The organism is Brevibacillus reuszeri (assembly GCF_001187725.1).
GTDB classification, from domain to species: Bacteria; Bacillota; Bacilli; order Brevibacillales; family Brevibacillaceae; genus Brevibacillus; species Brevibacillus reuszeri.
Genome location: NZ_LGIQ01000011.1, coordinates 585,445 through 611,633, shown reverse-complemented (window position 1 = coordinate 611,633; position 26,189 = coordinate 585,445). Strand labels below are relative to the sequence as shown.

41 protein-coding genes are annotated in these 26,189 nt (G+C 42.8%); 29 read left to right on the top strand and 12 right to left on the bottom strand.

Annotated elements, in window-relative coordinates; genetic code table 11:
- The first annotated feature begins 11 nt into the window (after positions 1-11).
- From sufD to sufB, 4 genes are read left to right on the top strand one after another with little or no spacing between them, the layout of a single operon-like run.
- Positions 12-1,310 carry a Fe-S cluster assembly protein SufD gene (gene sufD / locus ADS79_RS27935; protein ID WP_049741722.1) on the top strand — a complete coding sequence of 433 codons (1,299 nt, stop codon included), beginning with the start codon at positions 12-14 and terminating at the stop codon, positions 1,308-1,310.
- Complete coding sequence (locus ADS79_RS27930; protein WP_049741721.1) at positions 1,310-2,536, top strand: cysteine desulfurase; 1,227 nt, start codon at positions 1,310-1,312, stop codon at positions 2,534-2,536. The genes sufD and ADS79_RS27930 overlap by 1 nt, the downstream gene beginning before the upstream one ends.
- Positions 2,523-2,960 (top strand): Fe-S cluster assembly sulfur transfer protein SufU, encoded by a 438-nt coding sequence (gene sufU, locus ADS79_RS27925; RefSeq protein WP_049741720.1) that lies wholly within the window; start codon positions 2,523-2,525, stop codon positions 2,958-2,960. The genes ADS79_RS27930 and sufU overlap by 14 nt, the downstream gene beginning before the upstream one ends.
- Before the next feature lie 40 nt (positions 2,961-3,000).
- The gene (gene sufB / locus ADS79_RS27920) at positions 3,001-4,398 is read left to right on the top strand and encodes a Fe-S cluster assembly protein SufB (protein WP_049741719.1); all 1,398 of its coding nucleotides are present in this window, start codon (positions 3,001-3,003) and stop codon (positions 4,396-4,398) included.
- A gap of 55 nt (positions 4,399-4,453) precedes the next feature.
- Here the strand turns inward: sufB and ADS79_RS27915 are convergent, their stop codons facing one another.
- From ADS79_RS27915 to ADS79_RS27905, 3 genes are all read right to left on the bottom strand, one after another.
- The gene (locus tag ADS79_RS27915) at positions 4,454-5,596 is read right to left on the bottom strand and encodes a site-specific integrase (RefSeq protein ID WP_049741718.1); all 1,143 of its coding nucleotides are present in this window, start codon (positions 5,594-5,596) and stop codon (positions 4,454-4,456) included.
- Positions 5,597-5,679: 83 nt separating this feature from the next.
- Positions 5,680-6,141: an ImmA/IrrE family metallo-endopeptidase gene (locus tag ADS79_RS27910; protein ID WP_049741717.1), complete on the bottom strand. Its 462-nt coding sequence runs from the start codon at positions 6,139-6,141 to the stop codon at positions 5,680-5,682.
- Between the two features lie 4 nt (positions 6,142-6,145).
- A complete protein-coding gene (locus tag ADS79_RS27905; RefSeq protein WP_084766103.1) occupies positions 6,146-6,472 on the bottom strand; it encodes a helix-turn-helix domain-containing protein in 327 nt (108 codons plus the stop codon).
- Positions 6,473-6,646: 174 nt separating this feature from the next.
- On the opposite strand from ADS79_RS27905, the gene ADS79_RS27900 reads away from it, so the two are divergent.
- The 3 genes from ADS79_RS27900 to ADS79_RS27890 are packed head-to-tail and all read left to right on the top strand — an operon-like array spanning position 6,647 to position 7,445.
- Positions 6,647-6,859, top strand: a complete 213-nt coding sequence (locus ADS79_RS27900; protein ID WP_049741716.1) for a hypothetical protein — start codon at positions 6,647-6,649, stop codon at positions 6,857-6,859.
- A 33-nt stretch (positions 6,860-6,892) separates the two neighbouring features.
- Positions 6,893-7,162: a group-specific protein gene (locus ADS79_RS27895; protein WP_049741715.1), complete on the top strand. Its 270-nt coding sequence runs from the start codon at positions 6,893-6,895 to the stop codon at positions 7,160-7,162.
- A 43-nt stretch (positions 7,163-7,205) separates the two neighbouring features.
- Entirely contained in the window at positions 7,206-7,445 is a 240-nt protein-coding gene (locus tag ADS79_RS27890) for a hypothetical protein (RefSeq protein WP_049741714.1), read from the top strand.
- Here ADS79_RS27890 and ADS79_RS27885 read toward each other — a convergent pair.
- Positions 7,378-8,172 carry a hypothetical protein gene (locus ADS79_RS27885; RefSeq protein WP_049741713.1) on the bottom strand — a complete coding sequence of 265 codons (795 nt, stop codon included), beginning with the start codon at positions 8,170-8,172 and terminating at the stop codon, positions 7,378-7,380. The genes ADS79_RS27890 and ADS79_RS27885 overlap by 68 nt on opposite strands.
- A gap of 95 nt (positions 8,173-8,267) precedes the next feature.
- On the opposite strand from ADS79_RS27885, the gene ADS79_RS35385 reads away from it, so the two are divergent.
- From ADS79_RS35385 to dnaI, 6 genes are all read left to right on the top strand, one after another.
- Positions 8,268-8,423 (top strand): hypothetical protein, encoded by a 156-nt coding sequence (locus ADS79_RS35385; RefSeq protein ID WP_161807325.1) that lies wholly within the window; start codon positions 8,268-8,270, stop codon positions 8,421-8,423.
- A gap of 144 nt (positions 8,424-8,567) precedes the next feature.
- Positions 8,568-8,720 carry a hypothetical protein gene (locus ADS79_RS35380; protein ID WP_161807324.1) on the top strand — a complete coding sequence of 51 codons (153 nt, stop codon included), beginning with the start codon at positions 8,568-8,570 and terminating at the stop codon, positions 8,718-8,720.
- A gap of 131 nt (positions 8,721-8,851) precedes the next feature.
- Positions 8,852-9,118 (top strand): hypothetical protein, encoded by a 267-nt coding sequence (locus ADS79_RS27880; protein ID WP_141260931.1) that lies wholly within the window; start codon positions 8,852-8,854, stop codon positions 9,116-9,118.
- The gene (locus ADS79_RS27875) at positions 9,115-9,354 is read left to right on the top strand and encodes a hypothetical protein (protein ID WP_049741711.1); all 240 of its coding nucleotides are present in this window, start codon (positions 9,115-9,117) and stop codon (positions 9,352-9,354) included. The genes ADS79_RS27880 and ADS79_RS27875 overlap by 4 nt, the downstream gene beginning before the upstream one ends.
- Entirely contained in the window at positions 9,354-10,301 is a 948-nt protein-coding gene (locus ADS79_RS27870; protein WP_049741710.1) for a DnaD domain-containing protein, read from the top strand. Before ADS79_RS27875 ends, ADS79_RS27870 begins: the two co-directional genes overlap by 1 nt.
- Before the next feature lie 11 nt (positions 10,302-10,312).
- Positions 10,313-11,248, top strand: coding sequence for a primosomal protein DnaI (gene dnaI / locus ADS79_RS27865; RefSeq protein ID WP_049741709.1), 936 nt, complete (start codon positions 10,313-10,315; stop codon positions 11,246-11,248).
- 126 nt (positions 11,249-11,374) lie between these two features.
- Here the strand turns inward: dnaI and ADS79_RS27860 are convergent, their stop codons facing one another.
- On the bottom strand, positions 11,375-11,554 hold the full coding sequence (locus ADS79_RS27860; protein ID WP_049741708.1) for a hypothetical protein: 180 nt from the start codon (positions 11,552-11,554) through the stop codon (positions 11,375-11,377).
- A 1,201-nt stretch (positions 11,555-12,755) separates the two neighbouring features.
- Here ADS79_RS27860 and ADS79_RS27855 point away from each other — a divergent pair.
- Genes ADS79_RS27855 through ADS79_RS27845 form a run of 3 tightly spaced genes read left to right on the top strand, consistent with a single transcriptional unit; the run spans position 12,756 to position 14,570 of the window.
- Entirely contained in the window at positions 12,756-13,661 is a 906-nt protein-coding gene (locus ADS79_RS27855) for a hypothetical protein (RefSeq protein WP_049741707.1), read from the top strand.
- A 20-nt stretch (positions 13,662-13,681) separates the two neighbouring features.
- Positions 13,682-14,398 carry a Rha family transcriptional regulator gene (locus ADS79_RS27850; RefSeq protein ID WP_049741706.1) on the top strand — a complete coding sequence of 239 codons (717 nt, stop codon included), beginning with the start codon at positions 13,682-13,684 and terminating at the stop codon, positions 14,396-14,398.
- A gap of 19 nt (positions 14,399-14,417) precedes the next feature.
- Entirely contained in the window at positions 14,418-14,570 is a 153-nt protein-coding gene (locus ADS79_RS27845; protein ID WP_236700128.1) for a hypothetical protein, read from the top strand.
- Positions 14,571-14,615: 45 nt separating this feature from the next.
- On the opposite strand, the gene ADS79_RS27840 is transcribed toward ADS79_RS27845, so the two are convergent.
- The 4 genes from ADS79_RS27840 to ADS79_RS27825 form a co-directional block, all read right to left on the bottom strand.
- A complete protein-coding gene (locus ADS79_RS27840; protein ID WP_236700127.1) occupies positions 14,616-14,942 on the bottom strand; it encodes a hypothetical protein in 327 nt (108 codons plus the stop codon).
- A gap of 179 nt (positions 14,943-15,121) precedes the next feature.
- Entirely contained in the window at positions 15,122-15,421 is a 300-nt protein-coding gene (locus ADS79_RS27835; protein WP_049741703.1) for a hypothetical protein, read from the bottom strand.
- 335 nt (positions 15,422-15,756) lie between these two features.
- Positions 15,757-16,020 carry a hypothetical protein gene (locus ADS79_RS27830; protein WP_049741702.1) on the bottom strand — a complete coding sequence of 88 codons (264 nt, stop codon included), beginning with the start codon at positions 16,018-16,020 and terminating at the stop codon, positions 15,757-15,759.
- A gap of 81 nt (positions 16,021-16,101) precedes the next feature.
- On the bottom strand, positions 16,102-16,473 hold the full coding sequence (locus ADS79_RS27825) for a hypothetical protein (protein WP_049741701.1): 372 nt from the start codon (positions 16,471-16,473) through the stop codon (positions 16,102-16,104).
- Between the two features lie 522 nt (positions 16,474-16,995).
- On the opposite strand from ADS79_RS27825, the gene ADS79_RS27815 reads away from it, so the two are divergent.
- The 9 genes from ADS79_RS27815 (at position 16,996) to ADS79_RS27770 (ending at position 23,223) form a co-directional block, all read left to right on the top strand.
- Positions 16,996-17,640 (top strand): hypothetical protein, encoded by a 645-nt coding sequence (locus ADS79_RS27815; RefSeq protein ID WP_049741699.1) that lies wholly within the window; start codon positions 16,996-16,998, stop codon positions 17,638-17,640.
- A gap of 179 nt (positions 17,641-17,819) precedes the next feature.
- Positions 17,820-18,491, top strand: a complete 672-nt coding sequence (locus tag ADS79_RS27810; protein ID WP_049741698.1) for a hypothetical protein — start codon at positions 17,820-17,822, stop codon at positions 18,489-18,491.
- Positions 18,492-19,854: 1,363 nt separating this feature from the next.
- Positions 19,855-20,184 (top strand): hypothetical protein, encoded by a 330-nt coding sequence (locus ADS79_RS27800; protein WP_049741696.1) that lies wholly within the window; start codon positions 19,855-19,857, stop codon positions 20,182-20,184.
- A gap of 85 nt (positions 20,185-20,269) precedes the next feature.
- A complete protein-coding gene (locus ADS79_RS36455; protein ID WP_255323533.1) occupies positions 20,270-20,404 on the top strand; it encodes a CD1375 family protein in 135 nt (44 codons plus the stop codon).
- A gap of 316 nt (positions 20,405-20,720) precedes the next feature.
- Positions 20,721-21,020 carry a hypothetical protein gene (locus ADS79_RS27790; RefSeq protein ID WP_049741695.1) on the top strand — a complete coding sequence of 100 codons (300 nt, stop codon included), beginning with the start codon at positions 20,721-20,723 and terminating at the stop codon, positions 21,018-21,020.
- Positions 21,021-21,140: 120 nt separating this feature from the next.
- Positions 21,141-21,458: a hypothetical protein gene (locus tag ADS79_RS27785; protein ID WP_049741694.1), complete on the top strand. Its 318-nt coding sequence runs from the start codon at positions 21,141-21,143 to the stop codon at positions 21,456-21,458.
- The gene (locus ADS79_RS27780) at positions 21,455-21,745 is read left to right on the top strand and encodes a phage holin family protein (protein ID WP_049741693.1); all 291 of its coding nucleotides are present in this window, start codon (positions 21,455-21,457) and stop codon (positions 21,743-21,745) included. The genes ADS79_RS27785 and ADS79_RS27780 overlap by 4 nt, the downstream gene beginning before the upstream one ends.
- Entirely contained in the window at positions 21,742-22,428 is a 687-nt protein-coding gene (locus tag ADS79_RS27775; RefSeq protein WP_049741692.1) for a glycoside hydrolase family 73 protein, read from the top strand. Before ADS79_RS27780 ends, ADS79_RS27775 begins: the two co-directional genes overlap by 4 nt.
- 72 nt (positions 22,429-22,500) lie before the next feature.
- Complete coding sequence (locus ADS79_RS27770; protein ID WP_049741691.1) at positions 22,501-23,223, top strand: hypothetical protein; 723 nt, start codon at positions 22,501-22,503, stop codon at positions 23,221-23,223.
- 372 nt (positions 23,224-23,595) lie between these two features.
- Here the strand turns inward: ADS79_RS27770 and ADS79_RS27760 are convergent, their stop codons facing one another.
- Entirely contained in the window at positions 23,596-23,847 is a 252-nt protein-coding gene (locus tag ADS79_RS27760) for an AbrB/MazE/SpoVT family DNA-binding domain-containing protein (protein ID WP_049741689.1), read from the bottom strand.
- Positions 23,848-23,889: 42 nt separating this feature from the next.
- Positions 23,890-24,093 carry a hypothetical protein gene (locus tag ADS79_RS36340; RefSeq protein ID WP_084766101.1) on the bottom strand — a complete coding sequence of 68 codons (204 nt, stop codon included), beginning with the start codon at positions 24,091-24,093 and terminating at the stop codon, positions 23,890-23,892.
- A 328-nt stretch (positions 24,094-24,421) separates the two neighbouring features.
- Here ADS79_RS36340 and ADS79_RS27750 point away from each other — a divergent pair, with 328 nt between their 5' ends.
- The 4 genes from ADS79_RS27750 (at position 24,422) to ADS79_RS27740 (ending at position 25,245) form a co-directional block, all read left to right on the top strand.
- Positions 24,422-24,664 carry a LexA family transcriptional regulator gene (locus ADS79_RS27750; RefSeq protein ID WP_049741687.1) on the top strand — a complete coding sequence of 81 codons (243 nt, stop codon included), beginning with the start codon at positions 24,422-24,424 and terminating at the stop codon, positions 24,662-24,664.
- Positions 24,649-24,792: a hypothetical protein gene (locus tag ADS79_RS36335; protein ID WP_236700126.1), complete on the top strand. Its 144-nt coding sequence runs from the start codon at positions 24,649-24,651 to the stop codon at positions 24,790-24,792. The genes ADS79_RS27750 and ADS79_RS36335 overlap by 16 nt, the downstream gene beginning before the upstream one ends.
- A gap of 83 nt (positions 24,793-24,875) precedes the next feature.
- On the top strand, positions 24,876-24,986 hold the full coding sequence (locus tag ADS79_RS36855) for a YolD-like family protein (RefSeq protein WP_459553845.1): 111 nt from the start codon (positions 24,876-24,878) through the stop codon (positions 24,984-24,986).
- A 13-nt stretch (positions 24,987-24,999) separates the two neighbouring features.
- A complete protein-coding gene (locus ADS79_RS27740; protein WP_049741686.1) occupies positions 25,000-25,245 on the top strand; it encodes a YolD-like family protein in 246 nt (81 codons plus the stop codon).
- Between the two features lie 498 nt (positions 25,246-25,743).
- On the opposite strand, the gene ADS79_RS27735 is transcribed toward ADS79_RS27740, so the two are convergent.
- On the bottom strand, positions 25,744-26,109 hold the full coding sequence (locus ADS79_RS27735) for an HsmA family protein (RefSeq protein WP_049741685.1): 366 nt from the start codon (positions 26,107-26,109) through the stop codon (positions 25,744-25,746).
- Between the last annotated feature and the right edge of the window lie 80 nt (positions 26,110-26,189).

Genomic DNA, 26,189 nt, shown 5'->3' with positions numbered 1-26,189 from the left:
GCAGCAGTGAAATGAGTGTGGATGTACAGCTACGCTTCGACGCCGAAGCGATTACCCAGTACTCCAAAGCTAATCAGGAGCCTGCCTGGTTCCTGGAAAAGCGCCTCGCTGGCCTGAAGGCGGCTGGGGAGCTTGGGCTCCCTGCTTTGGAGAAAACCAAAATCGATAAATGGAACACACAAGAATTCGAACCGTTCCAAACCACTGCCAAGGTAGCATCGGCAAGCGAGCTAAGCGAACTGGTAAAGGAACAAATTGATGCTGACAGCGTGAAAAACCTGTTGGTTCAAAAGAACGCCTCTACCCTCTTTTTCGCAGCAACAGAAGAGTTGAAAGCACAAGGTGTCATCTTCACGACATTTGCTGATGCTCTCGTTTCGCATGGCGATCTGGTTCAAAAATATTTGCTGAATGTCGTAGCATACGACGAGCACAAGCTGACTGCGCTGCATACAGCGGTAGTCAACGGTGGCGTATTCCTCTATGTACCGAAAAACGTAGAAGTAGACGTACCTCTGCAAGCTGTGTACGAAATCGCTGGCGACAACGCGCTTCTGTGCCCGCACGTGCTGATCGTGGCAGAAGCGAACAGCAAAGTGACCTACGTGGATACATATGTATCTGGCGAAGGTAAAAACATGGTGGCTAACAGTATTGTTGAAGTATATGTGGGACCTGGCGCATCCGTGCAGGTGGCGTCTGTTCGTTCCCTTTCTTCTGACGTTCACGATTACAGCTTCCGCCGCGCTACAGTTGATCGCGATGGAAAAATGGAATGGATTTTGGGTGAGATGAACGACGGAAATACCGTTGCCAACAACACCACCATCCTCAAAGGTACTGCTTCGCTTGCAGAGACCAAATCCATTTCTGTAGGGACAGGTTCCCAGCGTCAAAACCTGACTTCCCAGGTTCAGCATATCGGTACACACTCCGAGTCTGACATGGTGAGCAAGGCAGTTATGACCGGTGAAGCAGTCAGCATTTTGAACGGTATCACCAAAATTGAAAAAGGCGCTGAAAAAGCAAACGGCGTACAGGCGGAAAACATCCTGATGCTGAGCGATAAATCTCGCGGCGATGCCAACCCGATCCTGTTGATCGATGAGGACGATGTCAAAGCGGGCCATGCTGCCTCGGTAGGACGCTTCAGTGAAGAGTCGATCTACTACCTCATGTCGCGTGGAATTACCCGTCAGGGCGCAGAACGTCTCATTATTCTTGGCTTCCTGGATCCAGTTGTAGCTGAGATTCCAGTTGAAGAAGTGAAGAATAAACTCCGTCAGGCGCTTGAAAGGAAGTTAGGCTAATGAACGCCAAGGAGCTTCGGAAATATTTTCCCATCCTTCAAAAAGAGGTAAACGGGCATTCGCTCGTATATCTGGACAATGGAGCAACCTCTCAAAAGCCGATTCAGGTGATTGAGGCGATGGATAAATACTACAGGGAGTACAACTCCAATGTGCACCGTGGTGTGCACACCTTGGGCAACATGGCGACAGATGGCTATGAGGGCGCGCGCGAGAAAGTCCGCGCCTTCATCAACGCGCGTGAAGCAGCAGAGATCGTCTTCACGCGCGGTACGACATCTGCTATTAATACCATCGCGTATGGTTATGCTCGCACGACCCTGAAGCCAGGAGACGAGATTGTGACCACTGTGGTGGAGCACCACGCCAATTTCATTCCGTGGCAGCAGGCAGCCAAGGCGACCGGAGCGACCTTCAAGTTCATTCCGCTTGCAGAGGACGGTACAGTGACTCTGGAAGCGGTCAAGGAAACGGTTACGGATAATACCAAAATCGTTGCCATTCACCATATTTCCAACGTACTCGGGGATACTACTCCGATCAAGGAAATCGCACAGATTGCTCATCAGCACGGAGCACTCTTGTTTGTAGACGGGGCACAAGGTGCACCACACAAAAAAATCGACGTCCAGGATTTGGATTGCGATTTTTACGCGTTTTCTGCTCACAAGATGGCTGGTCCAACAGGCGTAGGTGTCCTGTACGGCAAGCGTGAAGTGCTGGAGCGTGTCGAGCCGATGGAGTTTGGCGGGGAAATGATCGACTATGTAGACTTGTACGATTCTACATGGAAGGAGCTGCCTTGGAAGTTTGAGGGCGGAACCCCGATTATCGCTGGCGCAATTGGCCTCGGAGCTGCGATTGACTTTTTGGAGGAAATCGGTCTGGACAATATCGAGCGTCATGAAAAGCATCTGGTGGCATACGCCATGGAGCAAATGCGCGAGATCGAAGGACTGAAGATTTACGGCCCGCAGCAGGACCGCAGCAGTTTAATTACATTCAACCTAGATACGGTACATCCGCATGACCTGGCGACAGTTCTCGATAGCTATGGAATCGCCGTTCGTGCCGGCCATCACTGCGCACAACCGCTGATGCGTTGGCTGAATGTGACAGCTACCGCTCGGGCAAGCTTCTACGTGTACAATACGGAAGAAGAAGTAGATGTGCTGGTAGCAGGGTTGAAGAAAACGAAGGAGTATTTCGGCAATGTCTTCTCTTGATGATCTATACCGCCGCGTCATTATGGACCACTACCAAAAGCCGCGTAATCGTGGAAAGCTGGAAGAATCCGACGGACTCATCGTTAATCTAAATAACCCAACCTGTGGTGACAGCATCTCGCTCTCCTTGAAAGTAGAGGAGGGCAAGGTGGTGGACGCCAAGTTTCTCGGTGAAGGCTGCTCGATCAGCATGTCCTCCGCTTCGATGATGACGGACGCAGTCAAAGGCATGCCAGTACAGGAAGCTCTTGAGCTGGCACACAAGTTTTCTGATTTGATGCAAGGCAAGGAAATTGACGATTCCGTTGACCTTGGTGATATCGAGGCTCTGTCCGGGGTGGCCAAGTTCCCAGCGCGAATCAAGTGTGCGACACTTGCATGGAAAGCACTGGAGCAAGGCATCAAGCAGGCCGAGCAGGAATAACAATTTCTACACGGATATGAAAATGAAGGAGTGAGCAATGATGGCTAAAAAAGCCCCTGAGATACAGGATTACCAATACGGCTTCCACGATAAGGACGTCTCCGTATTCCGTACCAAAAAGGGTCTGACCCGCGAGATCGTTGAGGAAATCTCGAAGATCAAGGAAGAGCCTGAGTGGATGCTGGAGTTTCGTTTGAAATCTCTGGACATCTTCAATAGCATCCCTATGCCAAAATGGGGCGGCGACTTGGACGACCTCGATTTCGACAACATCACTTACTACGTAAAGCCTTCTGAAAAGCAAGGACGTAGCTGGGATGAGGTTCCAGAAGAAATCAAGGCGACTTTTGACAAGCTGGGTATTCCAGAAGCTGAGCAAAAGTTCCTCGCTGGTGTATCCGCACAGTATGAATCCGAGGTTGTTTACCACAACATGCAGGAAGACCTGGAAAAATTGGGCGTACTCTTCTGCGATATGGATTCCGCTGTGAAGCTGCACCCAGAAATCGTGAAAGAATATTTCGCGACAGTAATTCCAGCAGCAGACAACAAGTTTTCTGCACTCAACTCGGCTGTATGGTCCGGTGGTTCCTTCATTTACGTTCCAAAAGGCGTAAAGGTAGATACTCCGCTGCAAGCATACTTCCGCATTAACTCGGAGAACATGGGTCAATTTGAGCGCACGCTGATCATCGTGGATGAAGATGCGTTCGTACACTATGTCGAAGGCTGTACAGCTCCAATCTACAGCACAGACTCCCTGCACTCCGCAGTTGTAGAAATCATCGTAAAAGAACGCGGCCGTTGCCGTTATACCACCATCCAAAACTGGTCCAACAACGTATACAACCTCGTTACCAAACGTGCGGTTGCATATGCTGATGCGAACATGGAATGGATTGATGGTAACATTGGTTCCAAGCTGACGATGAAATATCCAGCTGTAATCATGAAAGGTCCTCGTGCAAAAGGTACCGTTCTATCCATCGCAGTAGCAGGAAAAGGACAACACCAAGACGCAGGTGCCAAAATGATTCACTTGGCTCCGGATTGCACATCTACTATCATTTCCAAATCCATCTCCCGTGATGGCGGTAAAGTAACTTATCGCGGTCTCGCACAATTTGGTCGCAAGTCGGAAGGCTCCAAGTCCAACATCAAGTGCGATACGCTGATTTTGGATAAACTGTCCACGTCCGACACGATCCCGTACAACGAGATCATGAACGACAACATTACGCTCGAGCACGAAGCGACTGTTTCCAAAGTATCCGAGGATCAATTGTTCTATCTGATGAGCCGCGGACTTTCAGAAGCAGAAGCGACTGAAATGATCGTAATGGGCTTCATCGAGCCATTCACAAAAGAATTGCCGATGGAGTATGCAGTAGAAATGAACCGTCTGATCAAGTTCGAAATGGAAGGTTCGATTGGTTAAACCTTGATATACCAAGGGATTATTGGATTGCAAAATGTGTTTGCCCACAATTTTCTCAAATATATTTGGAGTAGAGGGCTAAAGCATCGTCCTCAATCTTTTTTGTAACATGTAAATACGTGTCTGCTGTGACTTTGACGCTTGCGTGTCCGAGTCGCTCAGACACGTATTTTATATTTGCTCCCGCTTCTAATAAGTGAACCGCGTGGGAATGTCTGAGTGCATGAGGGGAGAGAACGGGGATACCTACTCGCTTGCAAACCTCTTTGAAGTAATCACGTACCACATTGGTACGGAGCCAGCGGCCGTCGTGTTGGTGGAACATGAGGTTTCTGTCGGATGCTAGATAGTTCTCGTAACGCAAAATAACCTCATTCTGGTTAATCTTGTGTCGACGCATGACTTTGATAGTATGAACATCCAGTTTAATTGTACGACCACTCGCTTTGGATTTAGGGGTTGAAATATATGGTTCTGAATTAAGTGGATACACAAGCGTTTTGTTGATTCTTAGCCGGTCGCTTTCTATGTCATCCCAGGTTAGTGCAAGAGCTTCTCCGATCCGGAGGCCAGTTCGAGCGATCAAAGTAAACAAGGCGTAATACTGCTGTGAGTGTTTGTATTTAGCTTTCTTCTGAGGTGTTTGAAGAGATTCAAGGAAGAGGTTAAGCTGCTCTTTTGTGAAATGACTTACCTGGTGTTCTTTGCTTACTTCTTTTGGTATTTTTATTCGTTGAATAGGGTTCTCGCGGATTATACGAAATTCATGCACAGCGTCATTGATTGCATTACTAAATATACTGTGTATGCGTCTAACGGTTCCTTCACTGTAGTGTTCACGGAGTTTATTGATCCACTTCTGATACTCTGTCCTGGTTATGTCTTTCAAACGGTATTTTCCCCAGCGAGGGAGAATATTGAGCCTGACGTTTCTCTCTTGCACCGAGTACGTAATTGGTTTTACGTTAGGTTTCTTGTAAACTTCAAGCCAATCATCAAAATACCTCGAAACAATCTCGTCTCCATTTTCCGCAAAACCGTACTGGTTAATTTTTGATTCCTCTTCGTTAGCTGCAAGTTGGGCTTCTTTTTTTGTCCGGAAACCACCTTTGGATTTTTCTTTAAACTTACCAGTCTGCCGATCCGTGTACCGGATGCGGTATTCCCATGTGTCACCGCGCTTTCGGAATGATGCCATTTGAGGGGTACTCCTCCCTGTTTGCGAATGTTTGTTCGTGTTTGATTGTATAGTAAACAGCCTTGCGGCTGGAAAGCGCAAAGTTATTCAAATAGTTCAAGTACACCTAATGGCTCAAAAATAATAGTTGAGAGACCAAAAGTCACATGTGTACCGTACTTTTCGATGTACCTATTTATGGCGGAGTCAAGAAAAACCTCGGTTACCCCAAGATAATCCGCAAGTTCATATCGATTTTTAATGCCTTGTTTATGAGCTTGTACAAACGCATCTAATGGAACAAGTTTTTCGTAAGCCCAGCTTCTAGCTCGATTTTCTTGCTGCCGATTTTCAATTTTAGATTGGTCCAAGATATTACCTGATGTTTTGAAATGATGTCCAATTTCTTCTGCAAGAATACAGGTCTTTTCGATAGTGGTTGCAATGCTTTTATTTATCCCGATAATGTCATTGCTATATAGTCCTTTAATTCTTGGTTTCAAAGGCATTTCATAGATGTCTAGTCCGTGTTGTACAGCCTCCTCTATTAGTTCCTCGTAAGTCATTCGGTCACTCCTGCTGTTTTCTCTTTAATTTAACAAATTCTTTGAAACGCTCGATTTCCTCAAGTTCGTCATCAGTCCAATCTTCTCCATCATGATGGGCAGCTATGGTATGTGTATCTTGCTGATTTGATTCTCCGTGGCCAGCAAGATCGTCAAGGGTCACACCAAAATAATCAGCTAGTTTTCGTAGAGTTGATAATTTAATGTTGTCGGCACCTTTATCAAACAATGCAACGATTGTTGTGTATGGCACGCCAGAGCCCTTTGCCAATTCGGAACGGTTTATTCCCCTTTCAGTCATCAAGTCAGTCAGCTTCACTGTCAACGACATTTAATTACCCTCCATCGTAGTTTTGATTACATTCTATAGTATAAATCGTACTATGTAAAGCGATTTGGTTCGATGCATTGTAGAAATAATGTAATTTTACGTTGGTAAACTACGATGCATTGTATAAAGTGTTAGTTGTAAGTTATGATGCATCGTAGAGAGGGGGGTGTTACGATGTTTCCAAACATCCGAGCGGAGATGGCAAGGAATCGGCTAACAGCATCAGCAATGGCTGAAAAGCTTGAACTTAACGAAAGGACGCTGGGTAACAAACTATCTGGAAAGACAGAATTTACATGGAGTGAGGTTAACCGGATTCGCTCGATTTTCTTTCCATCTTGCTCTCTTGATTACCTTTTCGAACAGGAAAAACAGAGTACCGCCTGACGAGTGTCGGGCGAATGAAAGGGGGAGTTGTTAATGATTGACGTAAAAATCAATGAGGCAGGGGTCAAACAGCTTTGCCGAGAAAAGATTTCTGAGCTTATCAAAGAAGTCGATGCGGAGTACGTGTATTGGGATGCAAAAGAGTTGCGTCGAAGGACGTGTATGAGTTGGAACTTTATACAGGAACAGTTTTTCTTTGATAAGCGCTTTCCCAAACGAAAAGTAGGGAGTAAATGGTACTTTCCAGCCAAGCAGACACGAGCATTTTTGGAAAAATGGTTAGATGAACAGGCCAGTGTATGATCAGCGTTAATTTGGAGGACGACCTGAGAGGAGGTGAGTGGGGATGGTAAAGAAGATTTTCACTCCGAAATATATTGCGATTGTCTTGTCCATTGGAACGGCAGCCTTGATTATCACGAGTTTTTTTAACGAAGCAGAAAAAAGAAGGCTCAACCAGCGCTATGAGCAGCAGATTGAGCAGCACAAAAAAGTACTTAATGAATTACAGAATGCTGTTAAGGATTCCCAGGAAATCCTTGATAGTTTAAATGGTCGCTTGGGCCTTCAGGAAAATTCGAAGTGAAGAAGTTGTAAGTATCGTCCAATATTTGCCCGAGTTCAATTACTGATGTTTTACTTGCTCCGTAGATCTCTTCAGTCAAAGAGGTTCCTCGTGAGTTTCCAGCATCTAGGGTTGCCACGAGAGCAATAAGCAAACCAACGACAGTTAGAAAGTCTCGCCATGTAAATGTAATTACCGGTTGGTCTGGCTGCGAGGGCAATGCTTCGTTGATATCGAGAATTGAAAGAGTGGTAGGGATATTTTCAGTGAGAAATACCTCTTCGTCTAGATGAATCGACTCTGAAGCACTTTCAATTATGGGTTCCCACCGGTTGATCATCCCTGAGACTCGTTCACTAGGAACAACCTCATCCCATCGAATTTTTTGTTCCATAGCAATTTTCAATAAAGGAGATATTTTCTCAAAATCAATCTTAAACGCACTGCTAAGATTTTGGGAAATTTGAACAGTGCTGTTCTGAGAAAGCTCTCTCAGTTGATTAAATGCCGGACTCAATGACTCCATCATGGTTTGCTGAATCCCCAGTGTACCAAGACTGATCGTATCAATTTGACTAGTAAGTGAAAGGTTCTTAATTGCAATCAACTGTTCTTGTATTTGTAGAAATGGCGACCTCATTTCATTTATCCGAGCTGCTTGTCGTTGGATTTCTTGGAATAAAGGTGAATTCATCTTATGCCACATATCTTGCGTTCTTCTCAGTTGTTCAAAAGGATCGTTTTTCATGTCTTCACCTCCTTCCAGTAACGATTTGGTAGTCTCGACAACTTCCAATATTCGACATTAGGAAGGGAAAACCTACCTGAAAGGAGATGCATAAAATGGACAACCTGGCTACCCCAGTAGAGATGGTGGATGACATTATGAAATACCCTGAGCAGATGCCTAGTATTTGTGCGGAAGCTTTTAACGGGTTATTGATGATGGCAAACATGCTTGAAAACGAAAAAACCACCTGCTACCAACAGGTGGGGTAATACAATCATTTCCCGAAAGTCTTGCCGGACCAAGGAAATGACAACCGATTCAATTGGAGGACAAGCCTCGCTCTTAATCATTATAGCGAATGTTACAAAAATGTATACATAAAGTTTGTCCTCCAAACAAACGGAGGGGATCGTGTGAAAACTGCCAAGCAAAGGGAACTTATTGAATCGATGGTGGAATGGTCAAATGAGGTTGGCTTTGATTATAAACAACTGATTCAACCGGATGGCGGCATATCCTTCTATTTATGGTTTGAAAAAAATCATACATTGTATGACGTTGGATGAAGTTCAAATCTATACAAGCATTCCTGATTTGCCCGAAACGAGAGAAAACCCTGCTGTTCGCAAAATGTCAGAAATCGCAATTGCTCATCGTGATCGTCTTCTTCTGGAAGCTGAGAGAGGGGATGGGGACCATGCAGCAAGCAAATACGCCGGATGAATTTGAGGTGTTTAGAAACAGGACCTATTCTCTTTGCACCAAGCTTGGCCTGAAGTGGGAGAACTACTCAACACCAGAAGAACTCTTTCAAGCTGTCGCAAATAAGTTCCCTGAGAACGCTCTTTTATCAGTTGATGAAGTGATGGGTGATGATCACCTACGGGACGATTTACTTGGTGTCATGCATCGTGCAGTAAGGGAACGGTCTCAGGCTCAGTACAAAGGAGGGCTATCTGCATGAGTCAAGAAACGAACCGTAGTCTATCTGACAAATTCTCTGCCATTTGCAGAAGGGCTGCAGAAGGTGATCCAGTAGCACGCGCCGTCAAGACGATTACTGAGGCATTACTCGAAGGCAGAATTTCAGAAGAGCAACTACGCCAGATCAGTGAAGTAAGCAAGCAAGAGGGTGTCGGCGCAGCTTATAGCCTATTTATAGATTTTTATAAACAATCTCAACCAGAGGAGGCATCTTAATGGCAACTTACCGACAACTACAGACAGCCTTCTGGCAGGATACCTTTGTTTTGGATCTGACACCAGAAGAAAAGTATTTCTTTGTTTACCTTATGACCAATTCCAAAACAACTCAATGCGGTATCTATGAGCTGCCGAAGAGGATCGCCGAAACCGAAACGGGGTATAACCGAGAGACAGTTGAAAAGCTGATCAAACGTTTTGAGGAATATGGAAAAATTGTATACTCCGACAGCACGAAAGAAATCATGATCTTGAATTGGATCAAGCACAATCGGATCAACAGTCCAAAGGTTAAGGCTTGCATCAGAAAAGAATTGAAACAGGTGAAAAATAGCGAGTTCGTGACTCTGTTCCTTGCACAATGTGAACGGTATGGATACGGTATCGATACGGTATGCATAGACTTGGGGGAAGAAAAAGAAAAAGAACAAGAAGAAGAACAAGAAAAAGAAAAAGCGGGACCAGCACCAGCTCCAGAAATTAGTCCCACTGATAAATCTCCAGACCCAATAACCTTTTACCAAGAGAACATCGGTGTGATTCCCCCGCTTGTTGTTGAAGACATGATACAGTGGATGGACGGTAAACATTTCGATGAACCAAACGAAATCATTGTGGAAGCCATACGAGAAACAGTAACGAATGGTGCCAGAAGCTGGAAGTACATCACAAAGATCCTGGTTGGGTGGTCTGATAGAGGACTACGAACATTACAACAGGTGCAGGCTGCTATGTTGGAGCATGAGCAATCCAAAGGAAAAGGCTACCGACAAGGGAATAAGGACACTCCCTATCAAAGTGGCTTTGATAAAAGAGCGGCAGCTGACAAAGCATTTCTGGAGTCAATGCAAAGTGGACAAGCTTTTGTTGAAAAAGATACAGGATATGATCCTTCACAAGATCAGGAGCTGCAAAAGCTGATGGATCAACTCCACAACAAGTAGGAGGGTATGCCATGAAGTCATTAAGCGACGTAATCCATGCAAATCCCGCTTGGGAAAGGCTCATGGAGAAGGCGAAGCAAAGTGAGGAAGCATTATATCGCCATGAATTGATCAGCGAATTGCTAGATAAATTCCCCGACGAAAAGTTTGATATCTCACAACTTTATGAGTACCGCGATACAAACATAAGCTGCAAAACCTGCAGAGGTTTAGAGTCTTGCTCCAATTTCTTTCCTGGTCATCGAATGACAGTGGTTGAAGAGAAAGGATTTCGCCCACATCTAACCTACTCACCTTGCGATTATCAAAAGAGTCACGCGTACCAAAGAAAAACGAAATCGCTGATCAAAAGCCAATTCGTTCCTGAACACATCCTGAATTCCACTTTTGAGACGATGGAAAAGGACGCTTATCGGATCGAAGCGATTAAAGCAGCTATCACTTTTTGCCTCAACTTTGAGCGAGGAGAAACAACGAGAGGGCTTTACCTCTTTGGTCAATTCGGAGTAGGGAAGAGTGCCATTGCAGGAGCGATGACTCAGGAGCTGGCGAAACGAGGTGTAGACGTCCTGATGGTCTATGTACCTGATTTCCTGATGGAGATTAAAGCTTCAATCGAAACAGGTGGTATGGAGCAAAAATTGGAGGCTCTGAAAACCGTGTCAGTGTTGATTCTGGACGATATGGGAGCGGAGGCAATCACTGCTTGGACCAGGGATGAAGTGCTTGGGCCCATTCTTCAAAGCCGGATGGAAAAGCTGCCAACGATCTACACGTCAAATCTTACTCTAAGCGAACTGACAGACCATCTCGCAAACGCCAAAAACGAACGGCAACCAAACTACCGGAATGCAGCTCGTGTTATGGAACGGATTGAGCCATTTGTTGATTTCTGCGAGGTAAAAGGACGGAATCGGCGGCGGAATCAGAAGCAAGTGTCGAATTAACAAAATGCTCAATGTGGAAAGGAGTGGGTTCATGACTACAAGTCCTCCTAAGATGTTCGTTTCAAATACTGCATCATATCCCACCCTTGGGGTGTCTGGCAAAAAGCCGTTAAATCATTGTAGGCTCTAAAATTGAATAAATCCTGCAAATGTACATGCTCCAACAACCAATGCTGCTATGAAAAAAATACCGAAGTACCACTTAGTAAATGTAAAGCTCATACCTGAACCATCCCACCATATCTTAGCAAAGATAACAACACCAAAAAGTAAAGTAATGATAAAAGCAATGAAAGCATTAAACATATTCCATCCCCAAGCCTCTCTTATTTTTTCGCGAAGTTGCTATGTTTTGTAATTAGGATGAACAACTCCTTTCCATTTTTCTATATCCATAAAGGGATATCTTTCTATTGAGTAAGAGACATATGGCAATCCTAACGATTATTGAGGCTGCTTTTGTAATGTTGATCTTTTCGAGCAAATACTAGAAACACCGAATTACAAAACTGCTTTTGCAATCCAACATAAACTACTGAAATACTTCTTCACTGATGGCATCGAAAATAGCTATATAGGAAGCAAGAAACTGCCCATAGATCAAGATGAACGACGACAATCAATTTCAAATTCTCGACTTATTCCCTTCTCTTGAGGGTTTTCGTTCGAGCCTACACCATGCGGGCGACTTTCATCGCACACGGCGTTCCATCAACGGATAAGAAAGAGATTTACAACGGGCAATATTAGATTAAAATGCATTGAGATTTCTAGTCAACTAACCAAAGTTAGTAATTTGCGAGTTGTGAACAGAGTCTGTAGTAATTAACACATCGGTAATTATAAAAAGACCCCCTAGGTTTCCCCAAGGGTTGTTGATGGAAAGGTTATTCTACGGAAATGGATACTGTAATATCCTTTCCTCCTTTTAAAAAACCGCCTTTTATAGTTAAAGTCCCTTGTCCAGTCTCTTTAACTACTGTTCCATAAACAGATAGAATGATTTTTTGGGCTTCCTGAAAACTATAAGCAGTTGCTGTTAAGCTAGCTAAATCGCCATCAAATATGAATGTATCTTGAGTAGCATTACCGTTAATAAATTCATCTTTTTCTACAGTGAGTGTGAGTGATTGAGATAAAGATCCTTGCGTTAATTTACTTGGATTACTCGTTAAGACTACATCACTATTCTCGACTTATTCCCTTCTATTCATGAGGGTTTTCGTTCGAGCCTACACCGTGCAGGCGACTTTCATCGCACACGGCGTTCCATCAACGAATTAGAAAGAAAATTTACAATGGGCAATTTCAGTATAAATGCGGTGATAGATAAGTCTACTAACTAAAGTTAGAAATTTATCAAGTTGGGACCTAGATTACTTGAATTAAGACATCACACGTTGTGATAACTGGTTGTAAAAATCTCGATCTTTAGGCGAAACGGTTGTAATAACCATTGTCATTATCGAGGCATATTATTCCAAAAATTATTTCTGAGGTGATGAGGATGAACAAGATAGAAATAAATGCTGCTCTTGTACAGCTTAACGAAACAGCAATGGGGTACGCTAAAACACTGCAATCAGAATGGAAAGATGACGCGCTCTTATATATAGAATACGCTCGTAAAATTCAACACACCTTCCACAAGATGGCTACCTTTCAGACTTTGCAAAAACATGGTGAGACTGCCATTTGGGAAGCGGCAGAAGAGCGGGGAGTCGATGCGGATATCACTAGTATAGTAACAGGGTGGATAGAAGCGGTTAGGCACCGGGCGTCGTATAATCCACTGAACTTCTTCATCGCCCTTCGGTTGTACGAGAGAAAGCGTAGTGAAATCAGACGGAAATACAATCAAATCCACTACAAACTGAGTCAACTTCAAAAACAGTATGGCAAATTGGCGGATGAGGCAGGGAAAAGGAAAGGTGCCTTCGCAGAGAGGATCCTTGAGGATATTAGCTTTAGGAATCAAGCAATGATCACTCTCAAAGAGACAACTGAACTAGAAGAGATGTCTTTTCGAGAGCAAATTGAGTTGTGGTTTACGACAAACCGTATGAGAAAATCTGACTTCCTTTCTTTGATCACACTTGAGAAACGACTGCACTATTGGGATGGGGTTCCCAATCGAACAAGCCAAGATATAGCCGAACTTCCCGATGAATTGGATTTCGAAGCATTTCAGGACGGTGTGTTTATTAACAAGATTGAACATCAACAAGATTCCTATCTTTTTGATCAATTCATGCGTGAGGTCATGAAATTCATTGATGAGAACCCGAGGGCTATGTTCGGAACGTTCCAGAAGTGGTTTGGAGCTATGCCCACATTTACGGCCCATACCGATAAGTTTGGTCGCATAGCGAAGCTGGAGCCAAGCAAACCGAACCTAACGATTGTTCACTAATGACAGAAGGGAGCGAAGGTATGGATAAGCTCACAATCATCAATCAGAACGGTCAATTGCTAGTAGACAGTAGAGAAGTTGGGGAAATGGTGGAAAAGAGGCATGACCATTTATTGAGAGATATCGACGGGTATGTTGCTATCCTTTCAAAATCCACTGCCCCCAATTTTGGGGTGAGTGATTTCTTCATCGAAACCACCTATCAGGATACCACCGGCCGCAAATTGAAATGCTACCTCCTTACCCGTAAAGGTTGCGAAATGGTTGCAAATAAGTTGACAGGAGAAAAAGGCGTTCTCTTCACGGCAGCCTACGTGACAAAGTTTGAGGAAATGGAGCAAACCATTCAAAATCCATTTTCTAATCTTAGCCCAGAAGTAAAGGCGATTTTCTTTCTGGACCAGAAACAACAGGAGATCGAAAGCCGGGTCGAACGATTGGAAGTCAGCAAGACAGTCGACTATGGCCAGCAGTTGGAGTTGACGAATTTGGGAAGAAAGCAGGTCATTTCAATACTGGAAGGCAAAGACGGGCCAGCCTATCGGGACAGGAGCCTGCGCGGGAAAGTATTCTCGTCATTGTGGTCTGACTTCAAGGGCTACTTTAATGTCGAATCGTACAAGAACACTCGTGTCCTCGATATGGACAAAGCAAAAGAATACATCAGCAGCTGGAGACCACAAGGTAAGCTCTTACGAGAAATTGAAGATGCCAACCGGCAAATGTCGTTTTCATGAAAGGGGAGGTTATCGTGAATTGCACATTGAGAAAATCGTGGCGGACAAGCCTGAATGGATCCTGGTAAGTAAGAATCCATCCGTTGAACACTTCTGCTGTCTGGGCTGCTTAGCAGGGCATGTGGATGAGCTGGCAATGGAGGAAGAAGAGAAAACTGGTTTAGTCAGTTGAAATCGGTTGGGACAAAAAAAGAGACTTAACACAAGCTCAATTGAATTAAGAATTTCTTATTTTCAAATGAGTTCCAATCAGGTTAAAAGTTAATGGCGAACCTTTTCTTTTTGGATCCCAACCTAAAGAAACCGCTTGTGAAATAATCTCTGAAACGTCAGCAGGCTTAATGATCCTTACATTTAGTTGCTCAACATGTGGAAAATCAGCCCAATACTCGTTTACATCTGATTCGATATAGACCCTGATAATTTGCCCTTTGTAATTTGTGTGCTCGGCAGTAAACACTAAGAGACCTTTAGTAGCAGGAGAAATCAGCCATCTGTAACTTTCCTGTCCTACGACGATTTTTCTTGAACCTTTTTTGTTCATCGTCATCTAATCACCTCGGTGTAATTATACCAATACAATGACACCGAGTCATAAGGGGCGAATTAATAACTTTACAATACACACGATTTGTTAAATAGTGAGGCAGTTGGCGGCAGGGGAGAGCTTTCGGTTTGGACGAAAAATACCCCCGGGTTGTCCCGAGGGCTGTTGATGGATAATTAATTTTTAGTAATATCCAATACCATCTCTTGTGTGTGTTTTGAATCAACAGTAACGAAAAATTTATACGTTCCTGCAGAAGGCATTGTGTAAGATCCTAAGTCAAAAATGATTAACTGTCCTTTACCAAGAGTAATATTAGGAATCGTAATTACCGAGCCATTAATTTTATCAGCACCTATTTCATTACGAGCAGAAGCAATGTAATACAAATCGGTTGCATCTGGAAAGAAGACATCATTCAAATCAAAAGTTAGAGTCGCGTTTTTTAATGGCTGGGTGGTGAGAAATTTTGGCATGAGGTATTGGGAGGAGCCTTCAACGAAATGGTAGGGATATTGTCCATTTAGATTGTCTTGCAAAGTGAATATTGGGTCAGTATAGCTATTCTCGACTTATTCCCTTCTCTTTTTGAGGGTTTTCGTTCGAGTCTACACCGTGCGGGCGACTTTCATCGCACACGGCGTTCCATCAACGGATAAAAAAGAAAACTAACAATGGGCAATCAAATTATACAGCTCATATGTCTTGAATTACAGTAGTTGTTTTCAAAAGAATCATCGGTTAAGGAGTTAACAAAGCAATCGATTTGTTAAGATCGCTCCAATGAAAAGACATCAGAAATCTTGGAACCTCACCTTTCCGTAACGGTTTCATCGAAAATTTTTCTGTAATGGTGCAAATCAAATTGAGAGGCTAAAGCGCCGACTGTAGACCAAAATTCATCTTCATTGAAGCCAACAAAATCTACGACGATAAACTCTGCGAGATTATGGAATGCATGTGCTATACGGAAATTTCTATAAAAGGTAGCCTCATCATAAGCACCACTGTTTTTTAGGTCAAGGAAAGCTTGATGAATTAATTTCTTATAAGCGATCTTTTTTATTTCAGTCATCAGATCATCTCCTTTACCTGATTAAATAGGACATGGAGATGGAAATTCCTGCGTGAAGAAAGCAGTTAATTTATCAAAACATCACTTGTGATAATTAAACCTAAATTCTTGATTAACCCAAATATCGTTTTGTTTGTTCACTTTAGCGGTGGCTACGCATTTAACTCCATCGTAGTCATATGTGGCGACAACAAAATAACCGTCGCCAACGTGTGTCACAGTATCAATCTTGAAATTCCTAAGCCGTTTATGTCCACGAGGAATTTTCCATGATTCATGTGCTTCACATTCATGCCTTATATGCTTTTCAAGTGTCCAATCTTTTCGGATCCAGTGATCTATCGAATTGATAATATCCCTGATCGGTGGCTTTGGATGTGAATCTGCTGCATGAATGTTTGTGGTAATAAACGAAAACAAAAAGATGCCCAATAAGATGATCAAATTCCGCATCGAAAAGTCACTCCTTTATCAGTAACTTTTCCGACTGCAAAGAAAAATATCAACCATGTTCATTTAACATAAGAGAAATTGAGTAGTTTAACTGTATCGAGTCTTCTTCTTAATAAGGATACCCAAGCATGCAACGAACGCATAGAAGCATCCCCATAAAACCCAAGCGTCAATGTTAACGATAAATGTATCCCAGCTGGTTGTTGTGAAGAGTAAAGGCAAAAAGAATGAAATAACAGCACCAAGGTACTTTTTCTTGAAAAGGTACGAACAAACCAATCCAATAAGAAATGCGAGTATTGGAATGTAGAGCAACACAAGTGCGAAAGGATTGAGATTGTCATTGAATAAGTACAGCAAAGTCATCACCTCGACTATTTATACGGTCATTTTAGGTGCTGAAATGAATTCACGAAAGTACCAACATTTAATGGTACCTCATTTATGCTAGCTTCAATTTAACAAAATATTTCATGTGTCTAGTAGCAAATCCAAGAATAAGTAAAGAAAGGGGGCAGGAAGATGAAAGACAAACTAATCGAAAAGGTATGCGAAACCTGCCCAGCAACACAATGGGGCAAAAAGTCGTTCTGCAGCGTTCATAACCTCCACGTTGGTAAAATCGAGATCTGCTCGGAATGGGACAAGTATTTGATTGAAAATCAAGGATTGTTGGAGCAGGGGGGGCAACTCGCTTTTATCAACCTGGAGCCAGCGCTGGAGGTTGTTCAAAAGGTAGAAGAAGAAATAAAGGACTACCATTGGATGGTCAAGGAAATTGATCGTTTGGCAAAAGAGATATACAATGCGATCGCATCTAATCCCGCTATTCAGCAAAAATTGGTCGCAACCTATGGTGATGCTGCAGGTATGCCAAACGGGAAAGGTTTGCGCCTTTCTACGATGACAATTCCGGAAGAACGGTATGAAAAGCAAATCGAGCGTATGAAAACCCTTGAAAACAAAGTGCGACAGATTAATGATTTCGCTATCGGCCTGGGCGATAGCAAGCACCGAACCGTCTTAGAATGCATGATGGACGGAATGCGGATGAACAGTATTGCTCGGCACGTTGGTGTATCACGTCAAAGGTTAAATGAAATTAAGCGGGATCTTGTAAACCGCTTGGCAAGGGAACTGTATAGTGAGGAGTTACTAGGCTCTTAAACGAATATGTTTCTTGCATATTGATAACACATATAAAAAAGCCGCTCGGGGAAGAACTTGGCGGCTTTTTAGACGCAAAAGTCATATTTCTGAAAAATATGGGTATTGGTCGCTAGTTCAAGTATAATTATAAACGTAGACCAATATCTGGATAAATTTTATATGAAGCGGGGCTTTTTATGGAATGGTTTCTAAATTTTATCAATAGTAGCTGGGTTACAAGTATAATAACTGGGTTTTTGGTTTTCTATGTAACTGATTTGTATAAACGTATTAAAGGGAAAAAGAGTTACTTCCAGCAAGTGAGTTTAGCTAACAAAGAAATATTTAATAGTATAAAATATAGTATTCCTGAAGATAATCTACCTTCAATTCAAATATTAAAAGCTATTCATATAGCTACCGCCAAACGTTATAATGTTAAATTCGAAGATGTAGATTCGTTACATGCAATTATAGATTATTTAATTAAGGAAATAATGGATTCTAATTTTCTGTCCCATGAAAACAAACTTGATTACTGTCAGCGATTACTAGATATGCAGATGGAGTTAAACTTATTGGAACATGAAGAGACAGTAGTTGAAAAGGTGTATGCAACTTATAAAGATTCAGATAGTAGTACTTTGGCTACATCATTCGCGCCGGTGATTGGATTTATTTCTTTTATTTTGGTCTTCATTTTGTCATCGTACTCTATTACAGAAATCATAGGTACTTTTTTTTCAACTAATATTGTTTATATAATTTTAGTAATGACAGCATTGATGACATCAATATTTTTTAAGCTAAGTATAGATTCAAGAATAGCAAAAAAAGCTCTTAAAAATAAAAACTCCTCTGTTGAGTAACGTCTGAAAGGTTGACACTTCGGACACGTCTGACGTTTTGGACGTTTTTTGCAGAAATAATAATCGTACTAGTATAATCAAGGTAACGCACGATGAGATGGCCGCTCAGGGAGAACCTAGGCGGTTGTTTTTTGTTGTGCAGAAAACTGCTCATCTTTCGCAACCCTTTCATACCGCCTGGGCAACTGGGTGGACCTTTCTTTTTTACACAGAGCACAGAACCAGCGTATGACAGAAAAACTCAGAGGGAGGACGATACAATGCTTTTGGAATCATTAAAGAAAACGTTAAAATGGTGGGCTGATAGGTTGCAGAATGTAAATCCTAAGGCAGATACTATATCATTCGCTCCTAACCCTGCTCCAAGGGTTGTCATATTGCAGTCTAAAAAATGCGTGATTTCCCAATCTAAAGAACGCGTAAATAGCTTGAGCTATTGTAAGAAAAAGAGTCAGCAGCATAATTGGCGGAAGTGGAGAGAAAAGTACTAGTTACGAGTTCATATTTGATATTATGAAAACAATACACCTGTCTGTAGGTAAGCAGACAGGTGACGGTACGGATTACAAGAAGTCGGTAATAAAGTTAATTACATCGTTATATTTTTCATCGGTTGGCTGCCTGTCCAAAGTTTCATCAGGATGACTACTCCTCTGATGCAATCGGAGATTGGCGGTTTCTAATGAGTAGCCTAAAGTGAAGATAGCAAAACCATTGGAGAAACTCTTTCCAATTTTTAAAGACTCCACTGAATTTTGGTCTAACAATATTGGGAGATTCAACCAATACAGTTCATTAGATGAGATACATTTATAACCTTTGTCGGTGATGTATATTTCTGCATACTTTTGGCTGTTGACGAATACAACGACATCAAACCGAGCATCGGCGGGCTATTTATCACCTACTCACTTTTATATACGTGTGTCTACTTATATATACAAGTTCACCCTAGACGGCACCCTTGTCTGGTCGAACTTTTCGGGTGATTTAATCAAACCAGTTGCAGACCCTTCTAACCCAAATAAAGTTTACACAATGGGTTATATCGACAACATTCACCAATTTATATACTATGACTTTTCCGGATCAGGTGCCCGTTTAAATCAAGCACCAATTACCATGGGCACAACGAATACATGGGAGGAAGCCGCAGTAAGAATCATTGGTGATTATGGTTACGCTACCAGAACACGTTACTGGTACAAGATACGATTGTCTGATTTCAAAGTCGTTGGCATGTACGAAAGTGCTTATCCTCTCAGGGGAATTGCTTCTGACTCCACGTTTATCACTTTGAGTTCAACAGCAATTCGTCGTATGAAATTCCGTTACAAAATTAAGTAGAAAGGGGCCTTGCACAATGTACATCGGTTATGAAAAAGTAAATGACTCAAAGGCGCGGGTGACACTTATTCACTCTTTCCCTTCCGAGTTGGATCAGGAAACGCTTGAACGGGGAGTAATTGTGGAAGGATTACCAGAGCCGCAAACGCCTGGAGGTAAAGGCGCGGTTTTGTATATCAATCCACAAACGAAAGAGCTGTGGTATGAATACATTACTCTACCTATTCCAGAAGAAGACAGAATCGCTCAGCTAGAAACTGCAACCGAGGAAAACAAAAAGGCAAATTTGGATACCCAGGAAGCCGTTTTGCAACTATACGAAATGGTCACCGGACCACTGACATAAGCCCACATAGAAGGAGGCACGCGACATGCTTCAACGACTATGGATATGGCTTATTTTTTTATGCTTGAAAGGAGGTGAAAAAACAATGGTATTGGTATGCGTAAGCTTGATTATCAATGGTCGCCGTACATTTGACCAGATTCCTGCAAACCTGAAGGACGCTGTACAAACTGATCTGGAATCTATGGGTCTGGGTACAGACGGTAAGCCTTTGGCGTAACACTCTTTCAAGTTGAAAGGGTGTTTTTTATAGGGAGCTACAAATGTGGCTCCGTGTATTTTTGTCGAAAACAACCTATGTCAACACAGATATAGATGTTGTACGATAAAAATGCCCATTGTAAATTTTCACCGTTTATCCGTTGATGGAACGCCGTGTGCGATGAAAGTCGCCCGCACGGTGTAGGCTCGAACGAAAACCCTCACACAGAAGGGAATAAGTCGAGAATAGCTATACTGACCCAATATTCACTTTGCAAGACAATCTAAATGGTCAATATCCCTACCATTTCGTTGAAGGCTCCACCCAATACCTTATGCCAAAATTTCTCACCACCCAGCCATTAAAAAACGCGACTCTAACTTTTGATTTGAATGATGTCTTCACTCCAGATGCAACCGATTTGTATTACATTGCTTCTGATCGTAATGAAATTGGTGCTGATAAAATTAATGGCTCTGTAATTACTATTCCTAATATTACTCTTGGTAAAGGACAGTTAATCATTTTTGACTTAGGATCTTACACAATGCCTACAGCAGGAACGTATAAATTTTTCGTTACTGTTGATTCAAAACACACACAAGAAATGGTATTGGATATTACTAAAAATTAATTATCCATCAACGGCCCTCGGGATCTCCCGAGGGTATTTTTTCACCATGAAAGTGAGCAAGCCTCGAACTGATCGGGGCTATTTTTATTGCCCCAAGGGGGTGAGGAGGGCGGAAGGACCGTGGACGAAATCAAAGACTTACAAAAGGGGATTACCGAGATTCTAGTAGCAATCGGTAAGATCGAGACTGAGATCAAGCAGTTGTCCAGCATGTCCGGCAAGCTAGAACAGACCGATAAGCTGGCTAACGAAGCCCTGCAAAGTACGAAGGCTGCGCATAAACGAATCGATGAGCTGAGCAAGCGGCTGGATGAATTGGAGAAGAAGATCGAGGAAGACAAGAAGCAAAACAAAGACGACAAGAAATGGATGATCGGTACAGCGATCGGTGCCGTTGCTCTCATTTTGAATCTCATTAAAGGTGGTGTAGGACATTGAATCAAACTGACCTCATAGCGTTGGCTCAGCAATATATGGCAGACAAAGCACTAATTGTCGTTGTCGTTCTCTTGGTAATCGGCTACTTCTTAAAACGAACGCCACGGATACAGGATTGGATGATTCCGTGGTTCTTAACTGTAGCTGGTGTAGCGCTGGCTTGCGGTATCCTGCAAGCGGTATCGGTTGAAAGTGTAGTGCAGGGCATCCTCGCTGCTGGTATTGCCAGTCTGACACATCAGCTATGGAAGCAAACAGCGGAGAAAAGAAAGGTTGATGCAGAGTGACCCAACAAGAGTTTATTGCCAAGATCGCGCCTGCAGCTGCAGAGGACATGCGGCGCACAAGGGTACCTGCTTCTCTAACGATTGCACAAGCTATTTTGGAGAGCAATTGGGGAAAGAGTGGTCTTGCTGTCAACGCTAACAACCTGTTTGGGATTAAAGGAACAGGGACGGCTGGCAGCGTGTTGATGCCTACAACTGAATACGTTAATAAGCAACCGATAAAGACAAACGCTAATTTCCGCAAATACAACAACTGGTCCGAATCAATTGCTAACCACTCGGCGCTGATCCTAAACGGCACGAGGGACAAGCCTACCAGGTATCACGGAGTTTTAGGCGTCGACTACAAGACGGCATGTTACGCGATCAAGGATGGAGGGTATGCCACTGATCCCGAGTACCCGAAAAAGCTCATCTCGTTGATCGAACAGCACGGACTCGCAAAGTACGATGTTGATAAGTCTGACAAATCTGTGGATAAAGAAATACCATTGAAGTTGGAAGATTGGGAACGCGAATCAGGCTTAAAAGCGATAGACAGCCTGGCTGCAAAAGGATTGCTAAACGATCCTGAGACATGGAAGCAGCGACTAATAGACGATCCGAAAGGCGTTCTGGAGGAACTGCCTTGGCTGGTGTTTACGCTGCTTGACCGTGCAACAGAACAACTACAGAAATATTGATGCCCTCCTTCTTCTCCAAGAAAAATTGTTTTTGCAGATCAGTTCCCCCCATTCAGCAAGGAGGGAAATGTTTTGAAGAAGTTTATTCTATCGCTTTTATGTGTCGCAATTTTTGCAATGCCAGGCGTCTCATTAGCAAAGGAACCAAGTACAGTCATTAATGAATCGCAGGGTAATGAAAAAGTTCTAAACAAGGAAACAGTTATTGACAAAACGTGGGTGAACAGCTCTGATCTACTCCCTGATAGTGATAATGATAGTGATGGCAAGATAACCCCGTTTAGAGAAGATTGCGGATGCGATGATGTTATTAAGAAAAAAACCAACATGATCTATATTGGTGATGTAATGCCACTAGAATATACGATACATAAAGGGCGACTTGTCGTAATGAAAAGACCCGATCTGTATTACTATACGCAAAACTTTGAACAGACATGGTGGAATCAATACTCTGGAAAGTTTGCTCAAAAGGCAGCTGAAGGGTACGGCACGTATGTCAGTTTCCAACTCGGTGGTAAATTACCTTATATGGCAAGATTATTAAAGCTCAAAGATAGAGGAAGTAAACCATTTCAGTATGCAGATTATGCTTTTGGTGTGCTAGGATATATGGAGCAAGAGCAAATACCGCTATGGGGTGATATTATCTCTGCAGGGGTTCCAAAGAGCGGAACAGAAATTTCTCTAGTTTACGTAAGCAAAACAGGTAAAGACAATAGTTGGAAATATCGGGTTCGTTTTGAAGTTGAGGATGATGGGACGGTCAAAATTGATCACTGGACTGTAAAGTAATAAAAGGGGAGGTGAAATAAGCCTCCCCTTTTATTTGAGGATCAAAACGTAAGGGGGGGGGAGCATGTACACAGGTGTTTTTAGCTTTAATGATTTAATAGGAATTGCAGCAGGAATATTTTTTTTCATTATTATCAAATACATATTCACTAAAAAGAAGACAACATGGAGATACAAGATTGGGGAGTATATTATTCTTGTAATGATTATTTGGGGATTAAAATCACTGGTTAATTTTTTCGTGAATTGAAAATGATCCCATCACGTATTAAGGGTGATGTTTTCAATATTTTCAGTTTAGGTAGGAAGAGAGAAATCAAAAGGAAAGAGAAGCCCTTCCTTTTTTATTTATGCCCGGGGAGGGCTTTTTTATTATGACTCTAATTCAGATTTTGCTTCACGAATACATGATGAACAGACCAGTTTCCCTTTAAAATGGAAAGTATCTAAAGCATTCCCACAGAATACACATGCTGGTTCATATTTCTTCAAAATGATACGTTCATCATCAACGTAAATCTCCAATGGATCCTTGATGTTTATATCAAAGATGTCTCGTAACTCTTTGGGAAGAACGATCCGTCCTAGTTCATCAACTTTTCTAACCACTCCAGTAGCTTTCATTGCTGACTCTCCCTTCTGAATCTTTGAAACAAAGAATAATGGTTATTTGAACAGCTTTTTTATCAGCGAAAAGATATCAAACGTTGTTCGCTGGTACACCTTATTGTATGCGTACTTCTTTGGGTTCCTCAACCACCCCCAGCCACGAGGCATTTTTAATCCCGTGCGATGGACGACCTGACGTTTCAAGCTGGTCTTGGCTGTTATCCTTCTTTTTAGACTGGGTTTGCGCTGACCTAGTTTCATATTGTCCACCGCCTTTTCCACATTGTACCATTTGTCTGACATTTACAGAATTAGTATTTGCATGTTCGGATGTTGTTCGCATATAACGCAGAACAAACGTTCCTGTTTGAAGGCAGACAAATTGGTAAAGGAACTGCAGCGCGCCATAGAGCTTCAGCAGCACATTCAAGTCATCTATTTAGGTAAAGACGGCAAGACTACAATGCGCAGTTTGCGGCCGCTAACGATTGTAGGTGACAGTTTGAAAGCATACTGCCTTACAAGGCGAGCGCCGCGCGCGTCTTCCTAATCGACAACATCTTAGCGGTGCAGTCGGTGGTGATCCTGCATGCTGTCTGACATCGAGAGAAAGGTGCTCAGAGTGATCGGGAACTACTCAGCCGGTCGACGGCGTACACCAACAGTAGACGAATTGTGTATCAAGACAGGACGGAATCGAGGCGGGATTATGACTGTCTTGGAGGTCTTGGCACGCGAGGAATACATTGAGTGGCAGCGATCCAATCCGGACACAATGACGGTACTGGAAGCATGGGAAAGAAAGGAGCCAGGTAGATGGCGAGCAAGATAGATAATCCACTTTCGATTCGCTTTGTGATACCAGAGCAGCGAGCCTTCTACTTACAGATGAAGAAAGACGATAAGCTTGTGGCAATGCCCAACATTGAACAAGACGAGTTGGATTCCTTCTATATATAATTCGTGATTCTGCACGCGAAGATTACGCAATAACCGTGATTTGGTGGAATCCCGTAAAAGGCGAGCTGGGGAGTACCTGTGAAATGTGGGGCGTAGTACAATGGATTGATCAGAACAGTAGACGTATTAAGCTGGTAAATGATGAGGATGTCCAATGGATTTCGATTGACAACATAACCGAAGTTAAAGGCTAGGAGGGGAAATGGTATGTCAAAAGCGAAAGCACCGAAACGTCCAACCCGGGACGAATTTGAATTAGAGGACTTAGGGAATCAGCTTGTAGAAGCAAAAGAAGATGGGGACTTGAGAACTTTATCTGTTTGGGGAATGGATGATAAAGTACATGGACGGATTATTGAGCTTGATTCACGAACCAGATTAGTCCATGTAGATGAGAACGGGGTAACAAAGAAAATCCCTTTTTTGGACATAATGAAGGTTAGTTATGAGTAGCACTGGAAGCCCCGGCGCGTTGCCGAGGCTTTTCTGTTTGCCCACATTTTGCCCACAATACTAAGAAAAGCTATTCCGAGTTGTGATAAGTTAATTTACTCAAATCCCTTTTTTTCAATGTTTGTGAACCGCTTTGAAGCTCTGTACATGCTACCAGCAATCAAGTTCGAAATGGAAGGTTCGATTGGATAATTTTTGATCCTCAGTCTTCTATGTAACGTGTAAATACGTGTCTGCTGCGACTTTGACGCTTACGTGTCCGAGTCGCTCGGGCACGTATTTTTTATTTGCCACCGCTTTTAAATGGCGAGGGGAAGGACGTAACAGGCGGAGTGGTCAGAAACATGCATCCAATTAACAAAACGGTTCAGCAAGGAGGAAACAAAGAATACCCTCGGGGAATTTCCCGAGGGCTGTTGATGGATTGTCTGCTAACTAAAGTTATTCGTTTCTGAGATTGTGCTATTCAAAAAAGAATGTAACCAACGTGGGCATTACCTATTTGATAAAGCTCAAAGCCACACCAATGGAATAAGGTACCAGCCATAAACACCAAACAATCAGGCTGAATTTATGGAACTGCTTGATCTGATTTTCTTTCTTTTTCCATAAAACGACACATGCCCATACGGTATGGAAGAACATTAAGATCAAAGCTATCAAACCAGTGATTCCATGCAAATTTAGACCAGGGCTGTCTGCGAGCAATTTCATAAACGTCGTTCCGATTGTATCGAATATTAAACCGAAACCAAAAAAGACAAGGTGTTTCATCTTTAGCTCTCCAGAACGTTTTTCACTCCATACGCCAATCGTATATGCAATGAGAGCCAGATTAATAAAAATCACTGCTGCTGCGAGCATGAAAGATCATCTCCTGTACCATTTCTTGACTACGCTTGTAAGTGTACGTCTTGAACATGAACAAGAGATGAACAACTGTA